Origin of the sequence: Hamadaea tsunoensis DSM 44101 (assembly GCF_000428945.1) — a bacterium.
Lineage (GTDB): Bacteria > Actinomycetota > Actinomycetes > Mycobacteriales > Micromonosporaceae > Hamadaea > Hamadaea tsunoensis.
The window spans coordinates 233,620-251,400 of the sequence record NZ_AUAX01000004.1; the positions used below are offsets into that span (position 1 = coordinate 233,620).

Here is a 17,781-nt window from a genome sequence, read left to right on the forward strand (position 1 = left end):
TCGGAGCCGCCGACGTTTCCTCTACATGTTCCCTGCGGCAGGTTACGGTGACTTTCATGCGTCTTGCGACCTGGAACGTGAACTCCGTCAACGCACGCCTTCCGCGCCTGGTGGAGTGGCTCGAAGCGGTCGAACCGGACATCCTGTGCCTCCAGGAGACGAAGACCGCCGAGTTCCCGGCCGCCGACGCCGAGCGGCTCGGCTACGAGATCGCCGCGTTCGGCGACGGCCGCTGGAACGGGGTCGCGCTGCTGTCGCGGGTCGGCCTCGACGGCGTCGCCGAAGGCTTCCCGGGCGAGCCCGGCTTTCCCGACCCGGCCGGCCCCCGCGAGGCCCGCGCCGTCGGAGCCACGTGCGGCGGCCTGCGCGTCTGGTCGGTCTACGTGCCGAACGGGCGTACGCCGGAAGACCCGCACTACCAGTACAAGCTGGCCTGGCTGGCGGCCCTGCGCGAGGCGCTCGGCAGCGAACTGGGCTCGTTCGAGCGGCTGGCCGTGTGCGGGGACTTCAACGTGGCGCCGACCGACGCGGACGTGTGGGACCCGGCGCAGTTCGTCGGGGCCACCCACGTCACGCCGCCCGAGCGGGAGGCGCTGGCGCGGCTGCGGGAGCTGGGCCTGTCGGACGTGGTGCCGACGCCGATGAAAGGCCCGTTCCCGTTCACCTACTGGGACTACCGGGCCGGCATGTTCCATCAGAACAAGGGAATGCGCATCGACCTCGTGTACGCGTCCGCGCCGGTGGCGAACGGGGTGTCCGGGGCGTACGTCGACCGGGAGGCGCGTAAGGGAAAGGGGCCCTCCGACCACGCCCCGATCGTGGTCGACCTGTCCGTCTAAACCCTCACTGCCGGCCGCGGGCCGCCGTGGGCCGGTCCCAAGATCCCGTTTGGATCAGGGATCGCCACGTAATCTTGGCCCAAGATTCGGGTGATTTCCCTGATCCAAACCGGATCAAGGAGCGAGCGGGGTGCGGGCGAGCGGGCGGGTCAGGGGGTGAGGGGGTGGGGGAGGGCGCAGGCTTCGGTGCCGCCTGGTAGGCGGTGCCGGTTGGCGGCGACCAGCCGGTACGCCGGCCACGCCGCCGCGGCCACCCAGCGCCGCTGCAGGATCCAGCCCGCGATCCGCCACACCGGCCGGCCGGTACGCAGGACCGCCCCCATCGCGGCCGGCCCGGCGAGGTGCGTCTCGCCGTCGATCCACTGGACGGCCCGCGTGCATTCGTCGGCGGTGATCCCGAGAGCCGCCAGGTCGGCCGCCTGCCAGGGGCGTACGCGGGCCTCGGGCCGGATCCGCTCGCGCAGGAAGCGGGCGCAGGTGGTGCAGAATCCACAGTCCCCGTCGAAGAGGAAGATCCCCGTCATGCCCTGATTCTGCGCCTGCCGTCAGTACGCCGAATAGGCGGTGTGCAGCCGGTCACGGATGGCGTCCGTCACGCTCTTGCCGAGGGCCAGGTCACGACCGTTGACCATCACGTAGGTCGCCTTCAGCACCGCGAAGGTGTTGGCCACCGGGGTCGGCACCGGTCCGGGTTTCCCTGTCGCGAACAGCCGGTCGACCGGCGCCAGCCAGGCCGTGGCGTCCGCTTCGGACAGTTCCGGCCGTTCGAGGCAGGTGCGGATCGCCTGCGCGACGCGGTCGTCCTCCTGGTGCGCGTACTGGTAGGTGGTCGGGGCCACGACCCGCTCGCCGATGGCCGTGAGGATCTCCACCGGATCGACGTCGGGCGACGCGCCCAGCGTGCCCGCGAGATCGGCCCCGTGCGCGATCGCGTGCAGCCAGCCCAGCCGCTCGTCCCAGCCGCGGATGTCCTGCTCCGCGGGCCACCAGGCGAGGAACGCGTCCTTCCACCGCAGCGTCGCCGCCGGGCCGGCCAGGCCGCGCTCCACTGCCAGCGCCACCACCAGCGGTGCGAACGTCCGTGCCTGCACCTCGGGGTGATCGAAGTGCGCGGCCGCCGCGTCGCCGAGCGGTTCGATCCGCCCGTCCAGCTCCCCGTCTGTGATCAATTTCCAGAGCCGGGAGTACGCGTAGCCGTCGCGTACGGCGGGATCGGGGTCGGTCAGCTTGCGGACGAGATCATCGAGCTCGGTGTCGTCGGTCACGGATGAGAGCGTAGCGGATACAGCCAGTCAAGAGCATCGATACTCTTGGCGCGGTACCTCTCCAGGCCCGTTTCGAGGCCGTATGCCAGATCCTCCAGCACGGTGCACCGCGCGTAGAAGCGTGCCCGCTCCCGGAGGTTGCCGTGCGCCGGATAGCCGCCGAGGGCGGTGTCGAGCGCGGCGGGGCCGAGGTCGCGCAGGATCAACCCGAAGTCGTACGCGGGGTCGACGAGGGCGGCGTCGCTCCAGTCGATCACGCCGGAGACGGTCGCCTCGTCGGTGACCAGGACGTGCTCGATCCCGAGGTCGTTGTGCGAGAAGACGAGGTCGGACCCGCGGTCCGGCGGCGGGCTGCCGAGGAACGCCTCGATCCGCTCCCGGTGCACCGGTACGCGGTCCGCGACGGCGGCGTACTCCTCGGCGGCGTCCCGCAGCCACTCCGTCATCGGCTGGTCGTCGGCGTCCGCGAGGCCGGCCCAGTGTCCTATCGGGACGGTGTGCAGCGCGGTCAGCAGCTCCCCGAGGGTGGCGGCGACCGCGGTGGCGTCCCCGCGCGGCTGGTCGATCAGCGGCGTGCCGGGCAGTTTGCGGTACGCGATGCAGCCCAGTTCCGCCGCCACGAACACCGGCGCGGGAACGGGCACGGGGGAGCGGGCGGCGACGGCGGACAGCAGCCGGGCCTCGCGCTCGGTCCGGGCCGGATCCGGCGTCCGCGCGAACCGGACGATGAGCTCCCCGTCCACTTCGTACGCGACGTTGTCCAGGCCGGCCCCGATCTCGGCGACCGACCCCGTCCCCCGTCCCGGCAGGTACGCGCCGACGAGCCGCCGGATCTCGGCGAGGCCGGGCATCAGGCGGCCCGGGCCGCCACGAAGCCCCACTCCGAATACGGGACGCCGCGTTCATAGCAGCTCAGGGCCTGTTCGGCGTATCCGACCATGTTGCGGGGGAGCTTCTGCAGGTCGAACCAGTGCACGTCGGCGCACTTGTGCGGCTCGGCGTTGACCGGGTCGCCGTCCCAGCCGGTCACCTCGAAGAACAGGTTGAGGCGGCTCGGCCTGCCCCAGTAGTGCAGGGCGTGGACGAGGTGCGCGTGCGCGGGATCGACGATCACGCCGAGTTCCTCCCAGGACTCGCGCACGAGCGCCGTCAGTGCCGGTTCCTGCTCGACGTGGCCGGACGGCAGGTGCCAGCGCCCGTCCGCCCAGCCGGTGCCCTGGCGCAGGCCGAGCAGCACGCTGGGGCCACGGCGCAGGATGGCGTGCACGGCGAGGACGGCGGGTTCGCGCATCGGAGTATTGTCGAACATTTGTTCCAAAATTGCAAGCTCAGGGCCGCCGGTACCATCGGCTCATGAACGGTGGCACAGCATGAACGGTGGCACGGCATGAACGGCTACCCGATGCCCCATGAGTCCCCGATCGACCGGGCGATCCGCGAGGCTACGGAACGGGGCGACTTCGACGACCTGCCCGGCCTCGGCAAGCCGCTGCCGGACTCCGGCCGCTCCTACGACGAGGACTGGTGGCTCAAGGACCTGATCCGCCGCGAGAACCTCACCGACATCGCCCCGGCGACGCTGCTCGTGCGCAAGGAGGCCGAGGGCGTCGGCGAGACCGTGGCGAAGTTCACCACCGAGGCCCGCGTACGCGAAGCCGTCGCCGAGCTCAACGAGCGCATCTGGCAGGTGCGGCGGGGCCTGGTCGACGGGCCGCCGGTGCCGATCGCGCTGCTCGACGCCGACGCCGTCGTGACGGAGTGGCGCCGCCGCCGGGCTGCCTAGGGCCTGTCTCCCGGATCATTCGCGGCCCGTTGGCGGCCTCAGACGACGATCGGCGGCGCTTGAGTCTTCGCCGACAGGCCACCAGCCTGACGACGAAGATCAAGCTTGCCGAATCGCCGCTGACCGCTCCTGGCGGCTCGCGCAAGCGCTCCCCGGCGAGACTCGCCACCGGACCACGAGATCCGGGAGACAGGCCCTAGATCGCGGGCGTGATGTCGCCGAGCTGCCAGTCCCGGTCGAAGTACGCCTGCTCCGGCCCGTACAGCCGGAAGTACGCGAACCAGTGCCGCCCGGGCAGCGTCGGGATCCAGTTCGCCTCCCGGCCGGCCGGCGGCCGGGGGCCGAAGTGGACGACGACCGAACCGTCGGGCTCGCGTACCAGGTCGTCGCGGGAGCCCCGGTCGCCGCGCTCCCATTCGGTGTCCATCAGGCACCGGGTCTCGACGTCGTAGACGGTCACCGACCAGAACAGCCGCGCCGGCGGCCCGGCCGGGATGTGCAGCGTGTAGTTCACGCCGCCGTCCAGCCAGTCGCCGCCGACGTCCGCGTACGTGGCCAGGTAGGCCTGCCCCTTGCCGGGCGTCTGGCTCTTCATGGCCGACGAGAAGCTGACGGCCTCGTAGAAGTACGACGCCCGCTCCAGGAGCTCGTCGTAGCCGTCGGCCCGCTGCGTCGAGTTGTCCAGGACGATCGTGAAGTCCCAGTGCCGGTCGGGCCAGTAGCGTACGCCCGGGAACCGCTTGGCGAAGGTGTTGGCCTGCGCCATCAGCTCCCCGGCCGCCGCGCCCGCCGTCAGGATGCGGGCCAGCCGCTGGTCCGGCGCGAACGGCCGGCCCTTCTCGATCCCGAGCTGGCGCAGCATCGCCAGGTAGAACCGGTCGCGCTCGTCGACGATCTCGCTCTGGTAGATCTCGTGCAGACGCTCCCAGTACGCGAGTCCGCGCGGCTGGTCGCCCGACCACGGCCGGTCCGCGGGCGACACGACGCGGGTGACGGCGGTGTCGGCCTCGCCGTACGGGTAGACGCGTACGCCGTGGACCAGCTCGGCGGCCCGCTCCGGATCGCCGTCGAGGGTGCGGAAGCCGAACATGACATGCGTACCGGTGGCTTTGAGCTCGTGGAAGGCCTCGCCCTCGACGGCCGGCGACGGCACTCCCGGCGGCAGGACCAGGTACGCGCCGCCCTGGCTCTGGTCCGGCCCGAGCTCGCCCATCATGCCGAACTCGACCTGCCAGAAGTCGGAGACGCCGCCGGCGATCGGCCCGGCCGGCAGTTCGATGACGACGGGCCCGGTCTCGGCGAGGTCGATGAACGTGAGGATGTACGGCGTGGTCGCGTTGGCGGTGATGATCCCCAGCCGGTCGCGGTAGCTGACGTAGTGGACCAGATCCAGGCTGCCGGCCCCGAAGACGTCGCGGTGCACGGCCCGCCACTGCGCGTACGAGACGATCGGCAGCGCCCACAGGTACGCCTGCGTCGCGAGCTGGTAGTCCAGCTCGTCGAAGATGATCGGCAGATCCTGGCGGAGGGGTAGGTCGCGGTCGATCGTGACCGTCCCGAGGCGACCGGGCAGCGGCGTGTCCATGCTCCCGATCGTAGGGACAAAACCGACACCGAATGCCAGAACCTCTAAGATAGGTGCCTGCCCCACCCCCGCCAAGATCCGGTTGGGATCAGGCTGCGCGGCGGATTTCGCGGGCGGCGGGCCGGGCCTGCTCGCTGACGAGGGCGGGCAGTTCCGTCTCGACGTCGTCGAGGAAGGACAGATCCGCCGTGACGTGCCGGGCGGCCGCCGCGAGCAGCAGCCGGACCATCGGCTCCCGGTCGGGGTCGCGGCGCAGCTGCTCCAGGTTGCGCAATTCCTGCAGCAGGTGCGTGCGCTGCGTGTCCACCACGGAACCGGCGAGTTCCCGGTCGCCGCTGCGGGCCGCCGCCATCACCTTGAGGAAGAAGTCGTCCCGGAAGCCCGCCGTACGCGGTGACGGCGAGGACATCCAGGCCGTCAGCTCGGCCGCGCCGGCGGGAGTCATCGCGTAGACGACGCGGTCCGGCTTGACGTCCTGGGCGACCCGGCTGGACTGGACCAGCCCGTCCCGGCTGAGCCGGTCGAGCACCTGGTACAGGTGGCCGATGTTGAGCGCGCCCCACTGCGGCCCGATCGCCGCCTCGAAGGCGCCTTTCAGCTCGTAACCGTGGCTGGGTCCGGTACGCAGCAGGGCGAGCACGGCGTGCTGGATCGGCATGGAGGACAGAATAGCTCTTGCATTGTGACAATGTAAGGAGGCACACTCGTCGCCATGACAGCAGCGGGGGCGAATCCGGCCGGGGCCGGTGCGGCAGTCGTGGTCGAGGGTCTGACCCGGCGGTTCCGCAGCGGCGGAGCGGAGATAGTCGCGGTCGACGACGTCGGCCTGGTGTTCGAGGCCGGCGGCATGACCGCCGTCACCGGGCCCAGCGGCTCGGGCAAGTCCACGCTGCTGCACCTGATCGGCGCGATCGAGGCACCGGACGCGGGCACGGTCACAGTGGACGGCACCGAGATCACGCGGCTGCGGCGGGGCCGGCTGTCCGCGTACCGCCGGGGTGTGGGGTTCGTCTTCCAGCGCTATCACCTGCTGCCGGCGCTGACGGCGCTGGACAACGTGATCGCCCCGGCGCTGGCCTACCGCACGGGGTTCGACCGCGCGGCGCGGGCCCGCGAACTGCTCGCGGCGGTCGGCCTCGCGGGGCGGGAGAACGCGCTGCCCGCGCAGCTGTCCGGCGGCCAGCAGCAGCGGGTCGCGATCGCGCGGGCACTGATCGGGCAGCCGCGGCTGCTGCTCGCCGACGAGCCGACCGGCAACCTGGACTCCGCGACCGGCGGTGAGATCCTCGACCTGCTGGCCCGGCTGCGCGCCGAGCATGCGATGACGGTGCTGATCGCCACCCACGAGCAGCACGTCGCGGCCGCCTGCGACCGGGTGATCCGGCTGCGCGACGGGCGCGTGGTGCACGACGCCGACCTGCGCGGCGGGCCGGACAAGGAAGAGACGCTGGCCCGGGTAGAGGGGCTGCGGCTGTGATCCGGCTGATCCTCGCGCACCTGCGCCACCGGGCCGGCCGGTCGCTGGCGCTGCTGGCCGGGGTGCTCGTCGCCACCACCGGGTTCACCGTCCTGACCGGCAGCGTGGCGACCGCCCAGCTGCAGGTGAAGGGCGAGGTCAACGCCGAGTTCCGGGGCGCCTACGACATCCTGGTCCGGCCGAAGGGCGCCCGGTCCGCGATCGAGTCGGAGCGCGACCTGGTCCAGCCCAACTACCTGTCCGGGATCTACGGCGGGATCACCACCGCGCAGTGGCACGAGATCGAGCAGGTCGCCGGGGTGGAGGTGGCCGCGCCGATCGCGAGCCTCGGCTACACCGCGACCCTGCGGTTCGTCACCCCGGACCTGACCGACCTCGTCGACCGGTCGGCCGACCGCCAGCTGCTGCGCCTCGACCCCACCTGGTACGCCGACCGCGACCTCACCGCCGTGACCGACGAGCCGCAGTACGTCTACGTGACGAAGCATCCGCTCGTGGTGTCGCCGGCCGGCACCTGCGGTCCGGACTCGATCGCCGAGGTGCTGCCGGACGGCGGCCGCAGGCCGTTGTGCGGGCTGGGCGTCGCCCGGTCGGCGCTGCGGGCGTACCAGCTGCTGCCGAACGGATCCTTCCTGGACGGTTCGCTGCTCGGCATCGCCGACCTGGCCGAGCGGACCGCGCCCCGGCTGGTGATCGGGCTGCCGTGGTGGAGCGTCATGGGCACCGCCGCCGTCGACCCCGCGCAGGAGGCCCGGCTCGTCGGCCTCGACCACGCGGTCGTCCAGGGCCGCTACCTGACCGCGACCGACACGATCGGCGAGCACCACGGCATCCCCGTCCTGTACGCCGAGCAGCCGGCCGTCGAGGAGAGCCTGAGCGTCGGCATCGCCCGGATGCCCGGATCCGCCGCGGCCGCCGTACCCGGGGCGGATCCGCTGCGGCTGCACGACACCCTGAGCGCGGCCAAGGCCCTGCACGTCCGCACGACCGACTTCCCGACCAGCAAGCCCGTCCTCGACGTGACCCGGCCGCACGGGATCGCCTTCCTCAACAACCTCATGCAGGGCGGCCTGCCGCAGTACACCGTGGACCCGGACGGCGCCCTGCGCGCGGTGGTCCAGCATCCGGACTCGACCGGCTGGGCCTCGACCATCAACACCGCCGGGGCCGACGCGCCCGCGTTCCTCACCGACACCCCCTTCCGCGTCATGCGTACGCAGGAGAAGGACGGCCCGATCCTGGCGGCCGAATGGGTCGGCGTCCTGGACCCGGCGAAGATCTCGGGTTTCTCCGCGAACTCCCGCGTGCCCCTGGAGACCTACCAGGCCGCCCAGGCGACCGGCGCCGACCAGGCCACCCGGGACCGGCTCGGCGGGCAGCCGCTGCGCCCAGCCAGCAATCCGCAGGGCTACTTCGTCGCGCCGCCGCTGCTGCTGATGCCCCTCCAGGCGCTGCCGAGCCTGCTCGGGCCGGCGAAGGCCGACGCGGCGATCTCGGCCGTCCGCGTCCGCGTGTCCGATGTCAACACTCTGGATCCGACCACCCGGGAACGGATCCGGAGCATCGCGGAGACGATCGCGACGCGTACCGGGCTGGACGTCGACATCACCGTCGGGTCCTCGCTGGCGCCGCAGACCGTCGTGCTCCCGGCGGGCCGGTTCGGGCGGCCGGAGCTGCGCCTGTCCGAGCTGTGGTCCAAGAAGGGCGTGGCCGTCGCGATCATCACCGCCGTCGACCGCAAGAGCGCGCTGCTGTTCGGCCTGATCCTCGTGGTCTGCGTGCTCTTCCTCGGCAACGCGGCCGTCGCCGCCGTCCGCGACCGGCGCCGCGAGCTGGCCGTGCTGGCGTGCCTCGGCTGGCCCGGGCGAAGACTCGCCGGCCTCATCGCCGGGGAGGTCGCCGTCGTGGCGCTCGCCGGCGGGATCGGCGCGGCCCTGCTCACCTGGCCGCTCGGCCGGCTCGCCGGGATCACCGTCTCCTGGCGGCACGCGCTGCTCGCCCTGCCCGTGGCGCTGCTGCTGGCGATGGTCGCCGCGATCGAGCCCGCGCTCCAGGCCGCCCGGGCGCATCCGGCCGCCGCGCTCGCGCCGCGGGTCGCCCGGGTCCGCCGCCGCCGGCTCGTCCGCGCCCGGTCCGTGGCCGGCCTGGCCCTGAGCAACGCCCGGCGGCGGCCCGCGCGTACCGCCCTGGGCGTCGCGGCGGTCGCCTTCGGCGTCGGGGCGTTCACCCCGGTCGCCACCCTCGTCTGGGTCTTCCACGGGCAGGTCACCGGCACGCTGCTCGGCGACGCCGTCTCGGTCACCGTCCGCCCGGTCGACACCCTCGCGGTCGCGGCCACCCTGGTCCTGGCGGCCTTCGCGCTGGCCGACGTCCTCTACCTCAACGTACGCGAGCGCGCCGCCGAACTGGCCACGCTGCGGGCCACCGGCTGGACGGCGGCCGCCGTGACGCGCCTGATCGCGTACGAGGGGATGCTCATCGGGGTTCTCGGCGCGCTGCTCGGCGCCGGACTCGGCCTCGGTCTGGTCCGCGCGTTCGTCGGCGGCGTCAGCGCGTACGCCTGGGGTGCGGCGGGCGCGGCCGCGGCGATCGGGTGCGTGCTCGCGGCGCTGGCGGTGCTGCTGCCCGCGCGGGTGGTGCACCGGTTGCCCCTCGCCGGCCTCCTCGCGGCGGAGTAGCCGTCACGCCGACAGGGCGGCGGCCAGGTCGCTCGTGCCGCCCGCCGAGTCCAGCCGACGCTCCGCCCGGGCCACCCGCTTGTCCGTCGGGTACGCGATCAGCAGCCACAGCAGCACGGCGATGACGGCCGACACGTAGTACGGGACCACGGTCTGCACGATGAACGACACGACCAGGGCGAACAGCGCCGGGGCCTCGATGATCGCGAACTGGAGGAAGAAGGCGCGCTGGAACGCGGCGACCCCCTGCTTGCGCGCCTGCGGCCCGGAGGTGCCGGGCGGCAGCGGCCGCAGCCGGCCCACCAGCGGCGCTGCCACGGCCGACAGGACGGACAGGCCGGTGGTGACCGCGAACAGCACGTCGTGCGGCCAGGTCACGGGCACGGTGAAGGTCGCGACGACGCCGAACAGCACGAGCGCGCCGGTGATGTTGCCGCCGACGATGCGCAGGCCGGTGATCGGGGTCTGGGACGGCCGGGAGGTCATGGCGGACAGCATAGAGCCCGGCGGCCCGATACCCTGGCGATCATGCAGGTGTCCCGTCCGGCCGTCTCCTGGGATCAGGCCCTGGCCCGGCGGGTCGAACGGCATTTCACCCCGCGCGACACCCCGGCCGCCGCGGCGCACGCCATCAGCGGTGCCCAGGCCCAGATCCCGTCGGCCGGCGAGCACTCGCTGGCGCTGCGGGTCGTCGGCGGTACGCGTACCGGCGTGCAGGATGCGCTGTGGAACGAGCGGTCGGTGGTGCGTACGCACGGGCCGCGGGGGACCGTCCATCTGCTCCCGGCCGCCGACCTTCCCCTGTGGACGGGTGCCCTGTCGGCCCTGCCGTCGACGAGCCCGATGCCGGACGGCGTACGCCTGACGCCCGAGCAGACCGAGGCCGTGGTGGCCGCCATCGGGGCCGCTCTCGACGGGAACGACCTGACCCTCGACGAGCTGCACGAGCAGGTGGTCGCGACGGCCGGGCCGTGGGCGGGCGACCTCGTCATGCCGGCCTTCCAGACGATGTGGCCCCGCTGGCGGCAGGCGCTCGGCACCGCGGCCCGCCGCGGGGTGCTCTGTTTCGGCCCCAACCGCGGCCGCGCGGTCACGTACGCCCACCCGCACACCACTCCGCTGCCCGGCCCGGAAGCGTTGCGGGACCTGGTCTTCCGGTACCTGTGGAGCTACGGGCCGGGCACCGCGCGGACGTTCGCCCAGTGGCTCGGCGCGCCGCCGGCCTGGTCCGCCGAGCTGTTCGCCGGGCTGCCGCTCGTCGAGGTGGACTTCGAGGGCGCCCCGGCCTGGGTGGCGCCCGGCGACGACACGTTCGCGGCGGAGCCGCCCTCGGGGGTGCGGCTGCTGCCGTACTTCGACGCGTACGGGATCGGGGCGATGCCGCGTACGCGGGTGTTCCCGGGCGCGATGGCTCAGCGGGCGCTCGCGAACGGGCAGGCGGGCAACTTCCCCGTGGTGCTGGTGGACGGGGTCGTCGCCGGGGTCTGGCACCAGAAGCGCGGCGGCCGGCGGATCGCCGTGACCGTCGAGTTCGGCGCGGACCCGGACGCTCGCGTCCGCGCGGCGCTGGATCGGGAGGTCGAGCGGCTGGGCGTGATCCTCGAAGGCGTGCCGGCGCTGACCCTCGGCCCCGTCGCGGTGGGACCGCACGCCTGACCTGCGCGTCGCTACCGTGAGTGACTGAATTCGCGTGCGAGACTACACTCCGTGACTTTCCTTGGTGTTCTTCTCGCCGCCGCCGGGCTGCTCGCGCCCGGCGCCGCCGGTACGGTGCCCCTCCCCGAGCGGGCGCCGGACCTGTTCAACGCGACGGTCCGGGCGATCGGCGTCAGCCCGTCGGTCGCGTCCTGCCTGCCGGTCTCGGGCAGCATCGAGATCCGCTCCGGTGAATCGGCCGGGACGGTCTTCGCCCGGCCGGCCGGCGACCCCGTGCGGGCCTGCGCGGAGAGCGCCGGCCGGCTGCCGATCTCCCCGGTCACCGTCCAGGTCGTCGCGATGGGCAGGCCGGACATCGACGAACCGCTCACGATCGTCGCCGACCTGCGCCGCCCCGGGATCGGCGGCTCGGTCGTGCTGCTCACGGGATCGATCCAGCTTGCGGCCCCGACCGGCGTACCGATCGGGGAGTGCGTGGAGGTCGCCCGGGACTGGGGCAGCTGGCGGTCGCCGTTCGCGCTGACGGCCGTCGTGGATTTCTGCGCGGTGTAGGGCCTGAGGTCTCCGGCGGGTGTGGCGCCGATCGCACCGCCCGGCCGCCGGAATCACTTGCGCGCCGTCGCGGCCGGCATTACTGTATCGATTTAGAAGGCAGCTGGATCGATACAGAACCGGAAAGGCCCACCATGCGGCCCACCCTGCAGACCGTGGCCGACGTCGTCGGCGTCTCCCGCAGCACCGTGTCCAACGCGTACTCGAAGCCGGACCAGCTCTCCCCGGAGCTGCGCGAGCGCATCCTCGACACCGCGCGCGACCTCGGCTACGCCGGCCCCAATCCGGCCGCCCGGTCACTGCGCAAGGGCCGCGTCGGCGCCATCGGGATCCTGTTCAGCGCCACCCTCTCGTACGCTTTCACCGACCCGTACGCCGTGCAGTTCCTGCGGGGCGTCGCGGAGATGGCCGAGCGCCACGAGACCGGCCTGCTGCTCATGCCGCTGTCGGACGGCGACTCGGTGTCGGCGGCGGTCGACAACGCGGTCGTGGACGGCTTCTGCATCTACTGCCTGCCCGACTGGCACGCCTCCTGGGACGCCGTACGCGCCCGCAACCTGCCGATCGTCGTGGCCGAACGCCGGGACGAGGGCCATCCCGACGCGCGGTACGTCGGCATCGACGAAGCGGCCGCGACCCGTAACGCCGGACGGCACATCACGGGCTTCGGCCACCGCCAGGTCGCGCTGATCGCCGACTGGATCATTACAGAACGGGAGACCCGGCCGGTGGCGGTCGGCGAGGTCGCCGAGCTGCCCTACTACGTCACCCGGGAACGGTTCGCCGGCTACCGCGACGCGCTGACCGAGGCCGGCATCGACTGGTCCGACGTGCTGACGATCAACGCCGCCCAGAACAGCCGGGCCGCCGGAGCCGAAGCGGCCGCGTACGCGCTGGACCGGTCGCCCCGCGCGACGGCCATCATGGCGGTGAGCGACCAGCTGGCCCTCGGCGTCCTCGACGCGCTCGCCGAACGCGGCCTGCAACCCGGCCGGGACGTCTCGGTCGTCGGCTTCGACGACATCGCCGACGCCGCCGGGGCCCGGCTCACCACCATCTCCCAGCCCGCCCTGGAAAAGGGGCGCATCGCGGGCGGCCTGCTGCTCGACCCGCCCGACGATCCGGCCGAGGGCCGCGTCGTCCTGCCCACCCGCCTCGTGGTCCGGGCCTCGACCGGCCCGGCCCCGCACTGAGATCCCACCTACCGGAGGAGAAGTCATGGACCCGCTCGGTTACATCGTCGGCGTCGGTCTCGCGTACGACGAAGCGCACTCGGCCATGCCCTGCGCACCCGTCATCCCAGAGAAGCGCAGGCGCGTGAGCCGCCCGCCGCGCAACCACCCCATCCGGCGCGCGACCGCGGCCTCGCTGCGCAACGTCGCAGCCTGGGTGGAACCGGCCTGCTGAGCCGGTCATGAGACGGATCGCGTGGCCGTGCGGGGGCGCTCGGCCGCGCGATCTCTCATAGCACTCTCGTGGCGCTACAGGTGGTCTCCACCGGAATTCGCTTGCGACCCTCTTGCGCCGGTCACATCCTGACGGCCATGAAACTCATGTACTGCGCCCACTGCGAAGACATCGTCAGGCTCTTCCCGGAGAAGCGCTCCTGCCGGTGCGGCAAATCCTGGGGCTACTACCTCGACGACAACGCCACCACCGTGCAGACCTGGCCGGGCCTGTCCATCGGGATCGCGAACCCCGACTTCGCCGCCGCCCACCAGACGTTCCTGGCGGAGCCGAACGTCTTCTCACCGGTCCTGTCCATGCGGGCCTGGATCAACCCCGCCTCCGAAGTCGATGTGAAGTTCGTCGAGGGCGAGCCGATCGCCGACGAACAGGCCGAGCCGCTCGCGGATGAGCCGCCTGCGGCTATCTCCGGGCGATCGTGACGATCTCCCGGCTGGTCGTGTCGACGGGGGAGCCGTCCCAGTCGCCGTACTGCGCCTCGATGGTGAAGCCCGCCTCGGCCAGGAACCGGTTCAGCGCGGCCACGTCGAGGAAGCGCAGCCGGGCGTGGCCGACCCCGAGCACCGTGCCGTCGGGCGTCGCGGTCGTCTCGTGGAAGGCGACCACGTCGCCCGCCACCTCGTCCACGGTGTGCCAGACCTTCAGTTCCCGGCCGGCCGCGTCGGTGAGCACGGCGACATCGTCCGGGTCGGACACATCCCAGCCCTCCCAGGCCCGCGCCTGCGGATGCCGCGTCTCGAACACGAACCTTCCGTCCGGCCCGAGGGCCTCGCGGACCGCCGTCAACGAGGCGCGCAGTTCGCCGTCGGTGACCAGGCACTGGAAGGCGTGGCCGGTCATCGTCGCCAGCGCGAAGTCCCCGCGCGGCGCGTCGGCGGCCGTGCCCTCGGTCCACTCGATGTCCGTGCGGCGGCGGGCCCGGTCCAGCGAGGCCCGGTCGGGATCGAGACCCACCAGGCGTCCGCCGTGCCCGCGGTCGCGGATCAGGTGCAGCATCGCGCCGGTTCCGCAGCCCACATCGAGTACGCTTTCGGCCGCCATCAGCAGCCCGAAGTAGAACCGGTCGCCCGGGTGCGCGTCCGGATTCCACGGGTTGAGCAGGTCGTACAGGGCGGCCGGGTCGAGGTCCATCGGGCGATCATGGTGGTTCGCGGCCGTCGCGGGCAATCGGAATAGCCGCCGGATAGTGATCAAATGAACATCCACTGTGGAGCCGAGTCCGGCCTAGCCTGGACCGGTGCGCTTGATGAAACTTCTCGCCGCCGCTCTGCTGGCCGCGATCCTGGTGCCCGGCGGCACGATCGTCCCCGGTGACCGCGCGCTCGCGAGCGGCACCACCGCATCCCAGCCGCTGGCGGGCACCGAGCGGGTGCTCTTCCGGGGCGGCACCGACGGCTACGGCTGCTTCCGCATTCCCTCGCTGGTGCGTACCGACACCGGCGTTCTGCTGGCGTTCGCCGAGGCCAGGGTCTCGCCGACCTGTGCCGACCGGGGCGACATCGACATCGTCGTACGCCGCTCGACCAACGACGGGCGTACGTGGGGGCCGATCCAGGTCGTGCTCTCCGGGGCGCCCGGTGACGCGTCGGCACCCTATACGCGGGGCAACGCCGCGCCGGTGGTCGACCGCTCGACCGGCCGCATCCTGCTGCTGTCCACCTCGAACGCCGCGACGCCCGGCGGCCTGCGCCTGCCGTGGGTGCAGCACAGCGACGACGAGGGCGTGACCTGGAGCGCGGCCGCCCCGATCACGGCCACCTTCGCGGGCACGAGCTCCGGCTGGTTCGCGACCGGTCCCGCCCACGGCGTCCAGCTGCGGCACGGCGCGTACGTCGGCCGGCTGGTGGTCGGGGCGCAGCAGAGCGTCGGCGGGCTGACCTACGCCGGCGTCCTGTACAGCGACGACGGCGGCGGCACCTGGGCAGCGAGCCGGGTGGCGGGCGAGGCCGTGTTCACGCCGGGCGAGGTGACCGTCGCCGAACTGCCCAACGGATCGGTGTACGCCAACGCCCGCAACAACGTCGACCCGAACCACCGGGTGTACTCGGTCAGCGCCGACGGCGGCACCACCTTCCCCGCGTACGCGGCCGCGCCGACGCTCGTGACGGCACAGGTGCAGGGGGCGGTCCTCGCGCCGCAGGCGTTCTACCGGAGCACGCCCGGCGATCTGCTGCTCTACAGTGGACCGTCCGATCCCACGAACCGCGAAGACATGTGGCTTCGGTACTCGGCGGACGGCGGGCGTACCTGGGCCAAGGCTTCGAAGGGGCAGCTCAACGCCCAGCGGGCCGGCTACTCCGACCTGGCCGAACTCGGCGGCGGCGAACTCGGGGTCCTCTACGAGGCGGGCGCCGACTTCTCCGCCGACGAACTGCGGTTCAACCGGATCTCGCCCGCCGCGCTCGGCATCACCGGCACGTTCACCGGATCGGTGTCCGCCCAGACCGCTCCGGCCGAGGGGCCGACCACACCGGACGCCTCGCCGCAGGCGAACGACGCGTACCTGGCCGGGAACGCGACCGTGGCGGGCAACGCCCTGACGCTCGCCGCCCCGGGCGACTACGCCGACATCCCGTACGCGCGCAGTCTCGACGTCGGCGGCCAGGACTTCTCGGTGTCGCTGCGCTTCCGGCACTCGGCGACGACGGCCACCGCCGCCCGGGTGCTGCTGTGGGCGTACGGGGTCGGGTCGGCGCCGCCGCAGATCTGGGTACGCCTGCAACCCGCCCAGGACCGCGTGTACGCGTGGGTGCAGGGCGCGCAGGGCGGGGCGGCGGTCACGGTCGGCGATCCGTCGCCGGCGGCCGCGTTCGGCGACGGCGGCTGGCACACGTTCACTCTGACGCGGACCGGCGGCCAGGTCACGGCCACCGTCGACAGCCTCACCGCGTCCGCCACCGGCGTCGCGGGCCCGGTGACCGGTGCCGCTCCGACCGGGCTGCGCCTCGGGGCCAAGCAGGACAGCACGCTCAGCGATCCCTTCACCGGTTCGCTGGCCGACGTCCGCCTCACGGTCGCGGGGTCGGCCCGCCTGTGGCTGCCGTTCAGCGTGATCGACAAGGCCGTCGCGGCGACGCGTACGGAGGTGCCGCTCAGCGACGACCTGTCCGGCCACTGCACCGGCGCGAACCTGCTCGGCGGCTGGCGCGACCTCGTGGCGGGCCGCAACGACACGACCGCGCTGGCCGTCGACCCCGCGCACCCGGGCGCCGAATCGCCCTTCACCCCGGCGCTCGACGCGGGCGCCGGGAACCTCACCGTCGCCACGTGGTTCAAGTACACCGCCGGCACCGGGGACCAGGTCCTCGTCTGGGCCTTCGGCGCCACCGGCGGCAAGCCCTCGCTCTGGGTACGCGCACAGCCGAGCCTCGACCGGATCTACGCCTGGGCGCAGACCGACACCGCCACGGTGGCGTTGAGCGTGCCGGACACGTCGGCCGGGGTGGCCTTCGGCGACGGGAAGTGGCATCTGCTGACCGTGCGCCGCGACGGCGGCCAGGTACGCCTCGGCGTCGACGGGCTGAGCGCGACGGGCACCGGGCTCACCGGTTCGTTCACCACCGATACCGGTGTGCTCGGGTTGCGCGTGGGGTCCAAACCGGACGGTTCCGGTCCGATGACGGGCGCGGTCGACGAACTGCGGTTCTACCGGCGGGCACTGACCGACGCCGAACTGGCCACCGCGGCAGGCGGTGCATTCCCCGCCGACCTGCCTTCGGTGTGGTGGTCGTTCGACTCCGGCTACACCCAGCACCACGACGTCGTCCGGGCCACTCCGGACAGCGGTCCCGCGACCCCGGATTCGTCGGCCCGCTGCCGCGACGCGTACGCCCGCGGGTCGGCGACGCCGACGGCCGGCAGGTTCGGCGACGGCGTGGCCCTCGACGGGGTGGACGACGCCCTGGAGCTCTCCTACGGCGCGCCGCTGGCGCTGGGCGACCGGGACTTCACGGTCACCACCTGGCTGCGCTACACGGCGACCGCCGCCTCACCGGACCAGGTCGTCCTGTGGGCCTACGGGGTGGGTGCGACCGAGCGCCAGCTGTGGCTGCGCGTCCAGCCCGGCAGCGATCGGCTGTTCCTCGTGGCGCAGACCGAAGTGGCCGCGACCGCTGTGTCCGCTGTGGACTCCTCCGGCGCGGTCGCCTTCGGTGACGGGGCGTGGCACCACCTCGCCCTCGTCCGCGCCGCGGGCGTCCTGTCCCTGTCCGTGGACGGCGTCGTCCTCGGGGCGGCCCCGATCGCCGGTTCGCTGACCTACGGCGACGCGTACGCGGTCGGCGGCTGGCAGTTCGGCGCCCGCCTCGACGGGGCCGACCGGCTGACCGGCAGCCTCGACGAGATCCGCGTCTTCGACCGGGCGCTCACCTCCGCCGAACTCGACGCCGTGCGTACGCAGAACGCCGACCTCGGCAGTGTCACCCGGCTCCGGTTGCCGCTCGACGTCCTGTCCACCACCCCGTACGCGAGGATGTGAGC

At 72.9% G+C, this 17,781-nt stretch carries 18 protein-coding genes; 10 read left to right on the forward strand and 8 right to left on the reverse strand.

Annotation, left to right across the window (positions count from 1 at the left end; genetic code table 11):
* The first annotated feature begins 56 nt into the window (after positions 1-56).
* A complete protein-coding gene (locus tag G401_RS0108555; RefSeq protein ID WP_027342166.1) occupies positions 57-839 on the forward strand; it encodes an exodeoxyribonuclease III in 783 nt (260 codons plus the stop codon).
* A gap of 149 nt (positions 840-988) precedes the next feature.
* Here G401_RS0108555 and G401_RS0108560 read toward each other — a convergent pair whose 3' ends face one another.
* From G401_RS0108560 to G401_RS0108575, 4 genes are read right to left on the reverse strand one after another with little or no spacing between them, the layout of a single operon-like run.
* Positions 989-1,363 carry a thiol-disulfide oxidoreductase DCC family protein gene (locus G401_RS0108560; RefSeq protein ID WP_027342167.1) on the reverse strand — a complete coding sequence of 125 codons (375 nt, stop codon included), beginning with the start codon at positions 1,361-1,363 and terminating at the stop codon, positions 989-991.
* Between the two features lie 21 nt (positions 1,364-1,384).
* A complete protein-coding gene (locus G401_RS0108565; RefSeq protein ID WP_051366376.1) occupies positions 1,385-2,104 on the reverse strand; it encodes a DUF2785 domain-containing protein in 720 nt (239 codons plus the stop codon).
* Positions 2,101-2,985, reverse strand: a complete 885-nt coding sequence (locus G401_RS0108570) for a phosphotransferase family protein (RefSeq protein ID WP_245601660.1) — start codon at positions 2,983-2,985, stop codon at positions 2,101-2,103. The genes G401_RS0108565 and G401_RS0108570 overlap by 4 nt, the downstream gene beginning before the upstream one ends.
* Entirely contained in the window at positions 2,955-3,395 is a 441-nt protein-coding gene (locus G401_RS0108575) for an NUDIX hydrolase (protein ID WP_027342170.1), read from the reverse strand. Before G401_RS0108575 ends, G401_RS0108570 begins: the two co-directional genes overlap by 31 nt.
* Positions 3,396-3,464: 69 nt before the next feature.
* On the opposite strand from G401_RS0108575, the gene G401_RS0108580 reads away from it, so the two are divergent.
* Positions 3,465-3,887: a DnaJ family domain-containing protein gene (locus G401_RS0108580; RefSeq protein WP_245601661.1), complete on the forward strand. Its 423-nt coding sequence runs from the start codon at positions 3,465-3,467 to the stop codon at positions 3,885-3,887.
* Positions 3,888-4,083: 196 nt separating this feature from the next.
* Here the strand turns inward: G401_RS0108580 and G401_RS0108585 are convergent, their stop codons facing one another.
* Both G401_RS0108585 and G401_RS44385 read right to left on the reverse strand, forming a co-directional pair.
* Positions 4,084-5,472 carry a DUF1254 domain-containing protein gene (locus G401_RS0108585; protein WP_027342172.1) on the reverse strand — a complete coding sequence of 463 codons (1,389 nt, stop codon included), beginning with the start codon at positions 5,470-5,472 and terminating at the stop codon, positions 4,084-4,086.
* Positions 5,473-5,560: 88 nt separating this feature from the next.
* Positions 5,561-6,130, reverse strand: coding sequence for a PadR family transcriptional regulator (locus tag G401_RS44385; RefSeq protein WP_051366377.1), 570 nt, complete (start codon positions 6,128-6,130; stop codon positions 5,561-5,563).
* Between the two features lie 54 nt (positions 6,131-6,184).
* Here G401_RS44385 and G401_RS44390 point away from each other — a divergent pair, with 54 nt between their 5' ends.
* Complete coding sequence (locus G401_RS44390; protein ID WP_051366378.1) at positions 6,185-6,949, forward strand: ABC transporter ATP-binding protein; 765 nt, start codon at positions 6,185-6,187, stop codon at positions 6,947-6,949.
* On the forward strand, positions 6,946-9,627 hold the full coding sequence (locus G401_RS0108600; protein WP_027342173.1) for an FtsX-like permease family protein: 2,682 nt from the start codon (positions 6,946-6,948) through the stop codon (positions 9,625-9,627). Before G401_RS44390 ends, G401_RS0108600 begins: the two co-directional genes overlap by 4 nt.
* Before the next feature lie 3 nt (positions 9,628-9,630).
* On the opposite strand, the gene G401_RS0108605 is transcribed toward G401_RS0108600, so the two are convergent.
* On the reverse strand, positions 9,631-10,113 hold the full coding sequence (locus G401_RS0108605) for a hypothetical protein (protein ID WP_157545476.1): 483 nt from the start codon (positions 10,111-10,113) through the stop codon (positions 9,631-9,633).
* A gap of 42 nt (positions 10,114-10,155) precedes the next feature.
* Between G401_RS0108605 and G401_RS0108610 the strand changes: the two genes are divergently transcribed.
* The 5 genes from G401_RS0108610 (at position 10,156) to G401_RS0108630 (ending at position 13,724) form a co-directional block, all read left to right on the forward strand.
* The gene (locus G401_RS0108610; RefSeq protein ID WP_027342175.1) at positions 10,156-11,283 is read left to right on the forward strand and encodes a winged helix DNA-binding domain-containing protein; all 1,128 of its coding nucleotides are present in this window, start codon (positions 10,156-10,158) and stop codon (positions 11,281-11,283) included.
* 51 nt (positions 11,284-11,334) lie between these two features.
* Complete coding sequence (locus tag G401_RS0108615; protein WP_027342176.1) at positions 11,335-11,835, forward strand: hypothetical protein; 501 nt, start codon at positions 11,335-11,337, stop codon at positions 11,833-11,835.
* 134 nt (positions 11,836-11,969) lie between these two features.
* A complete protein-coding gene (locus tag G401_RS0108620) occupies positions 11,970-13,028 on the forward strand; it encodes a LacI family DNA-binding transcriptional regulator (RefSeq protein ID WP_027342177.1) in 1,059 nt (352 codons plus the stop codon).
* Positions 13,029-13,053: 25 nt separating this feature from the next.
* Positions 13,054-13,242 carry a hypothetical protein gene (locus G401_RS0108625; RefSeq protein ID WP_027342178.1) on the forward strand — a complete coding sequence of 63 codons (189 nt, stop codon included), beginning with the start codon at positions 13,054-13,056 and terminating at the stop codon, positions 13,240-13,242.
* 68 nt (positions 13,243-13,310) lie between these two features.
* Complete coding sequence (locus G401_RS0108630; RefSeq protein ID WP_169734163.1) at positions 13,311-13,724, forward strand: hypothetical protein; 414 nt, start codon at positions 13,311-13,313, stop codon at positions 13,722-13,724.
* Here G401_RS0108630 and G401_RS0108635 read toward each other — a convergent pair.
* Complete coding sequence (locus G401_RS0108635) at positions 13,705-14,433, reverse strand: class I SAM-dependent methyltransferase (RefSeq protein WP_027342180.1); 729 nt, start codon at positions 14,431-14,433, stop codon at positions 13,705-13,707. The genes G401_RS0108630 and G401_RS0108635 overlap by 20 nt on opposite strands.
* Before the next feature lie 115 nt (positions 14,434-14,548).
* On the opposite strand from G401_RS0108635, the gene G401_RS0108640 reads away from it, so the two are divergent.
* Positions 14,549-17,779 carry a LamG-like jellyroll fold domain-containing protein gene (locus G401_RS0108640; protein WP_034591026.1) on the forward strand — a complete coding sequence of 1,077 codons (3,231 nt, stop codon included), beginning with the start codon at positions 14,549-14,551 and terminating at the stop codon, positions 17,777-17,779.
* The last annotated feature ends 2 nt before the right edge of the window (positions 17,780-17,781 follow it).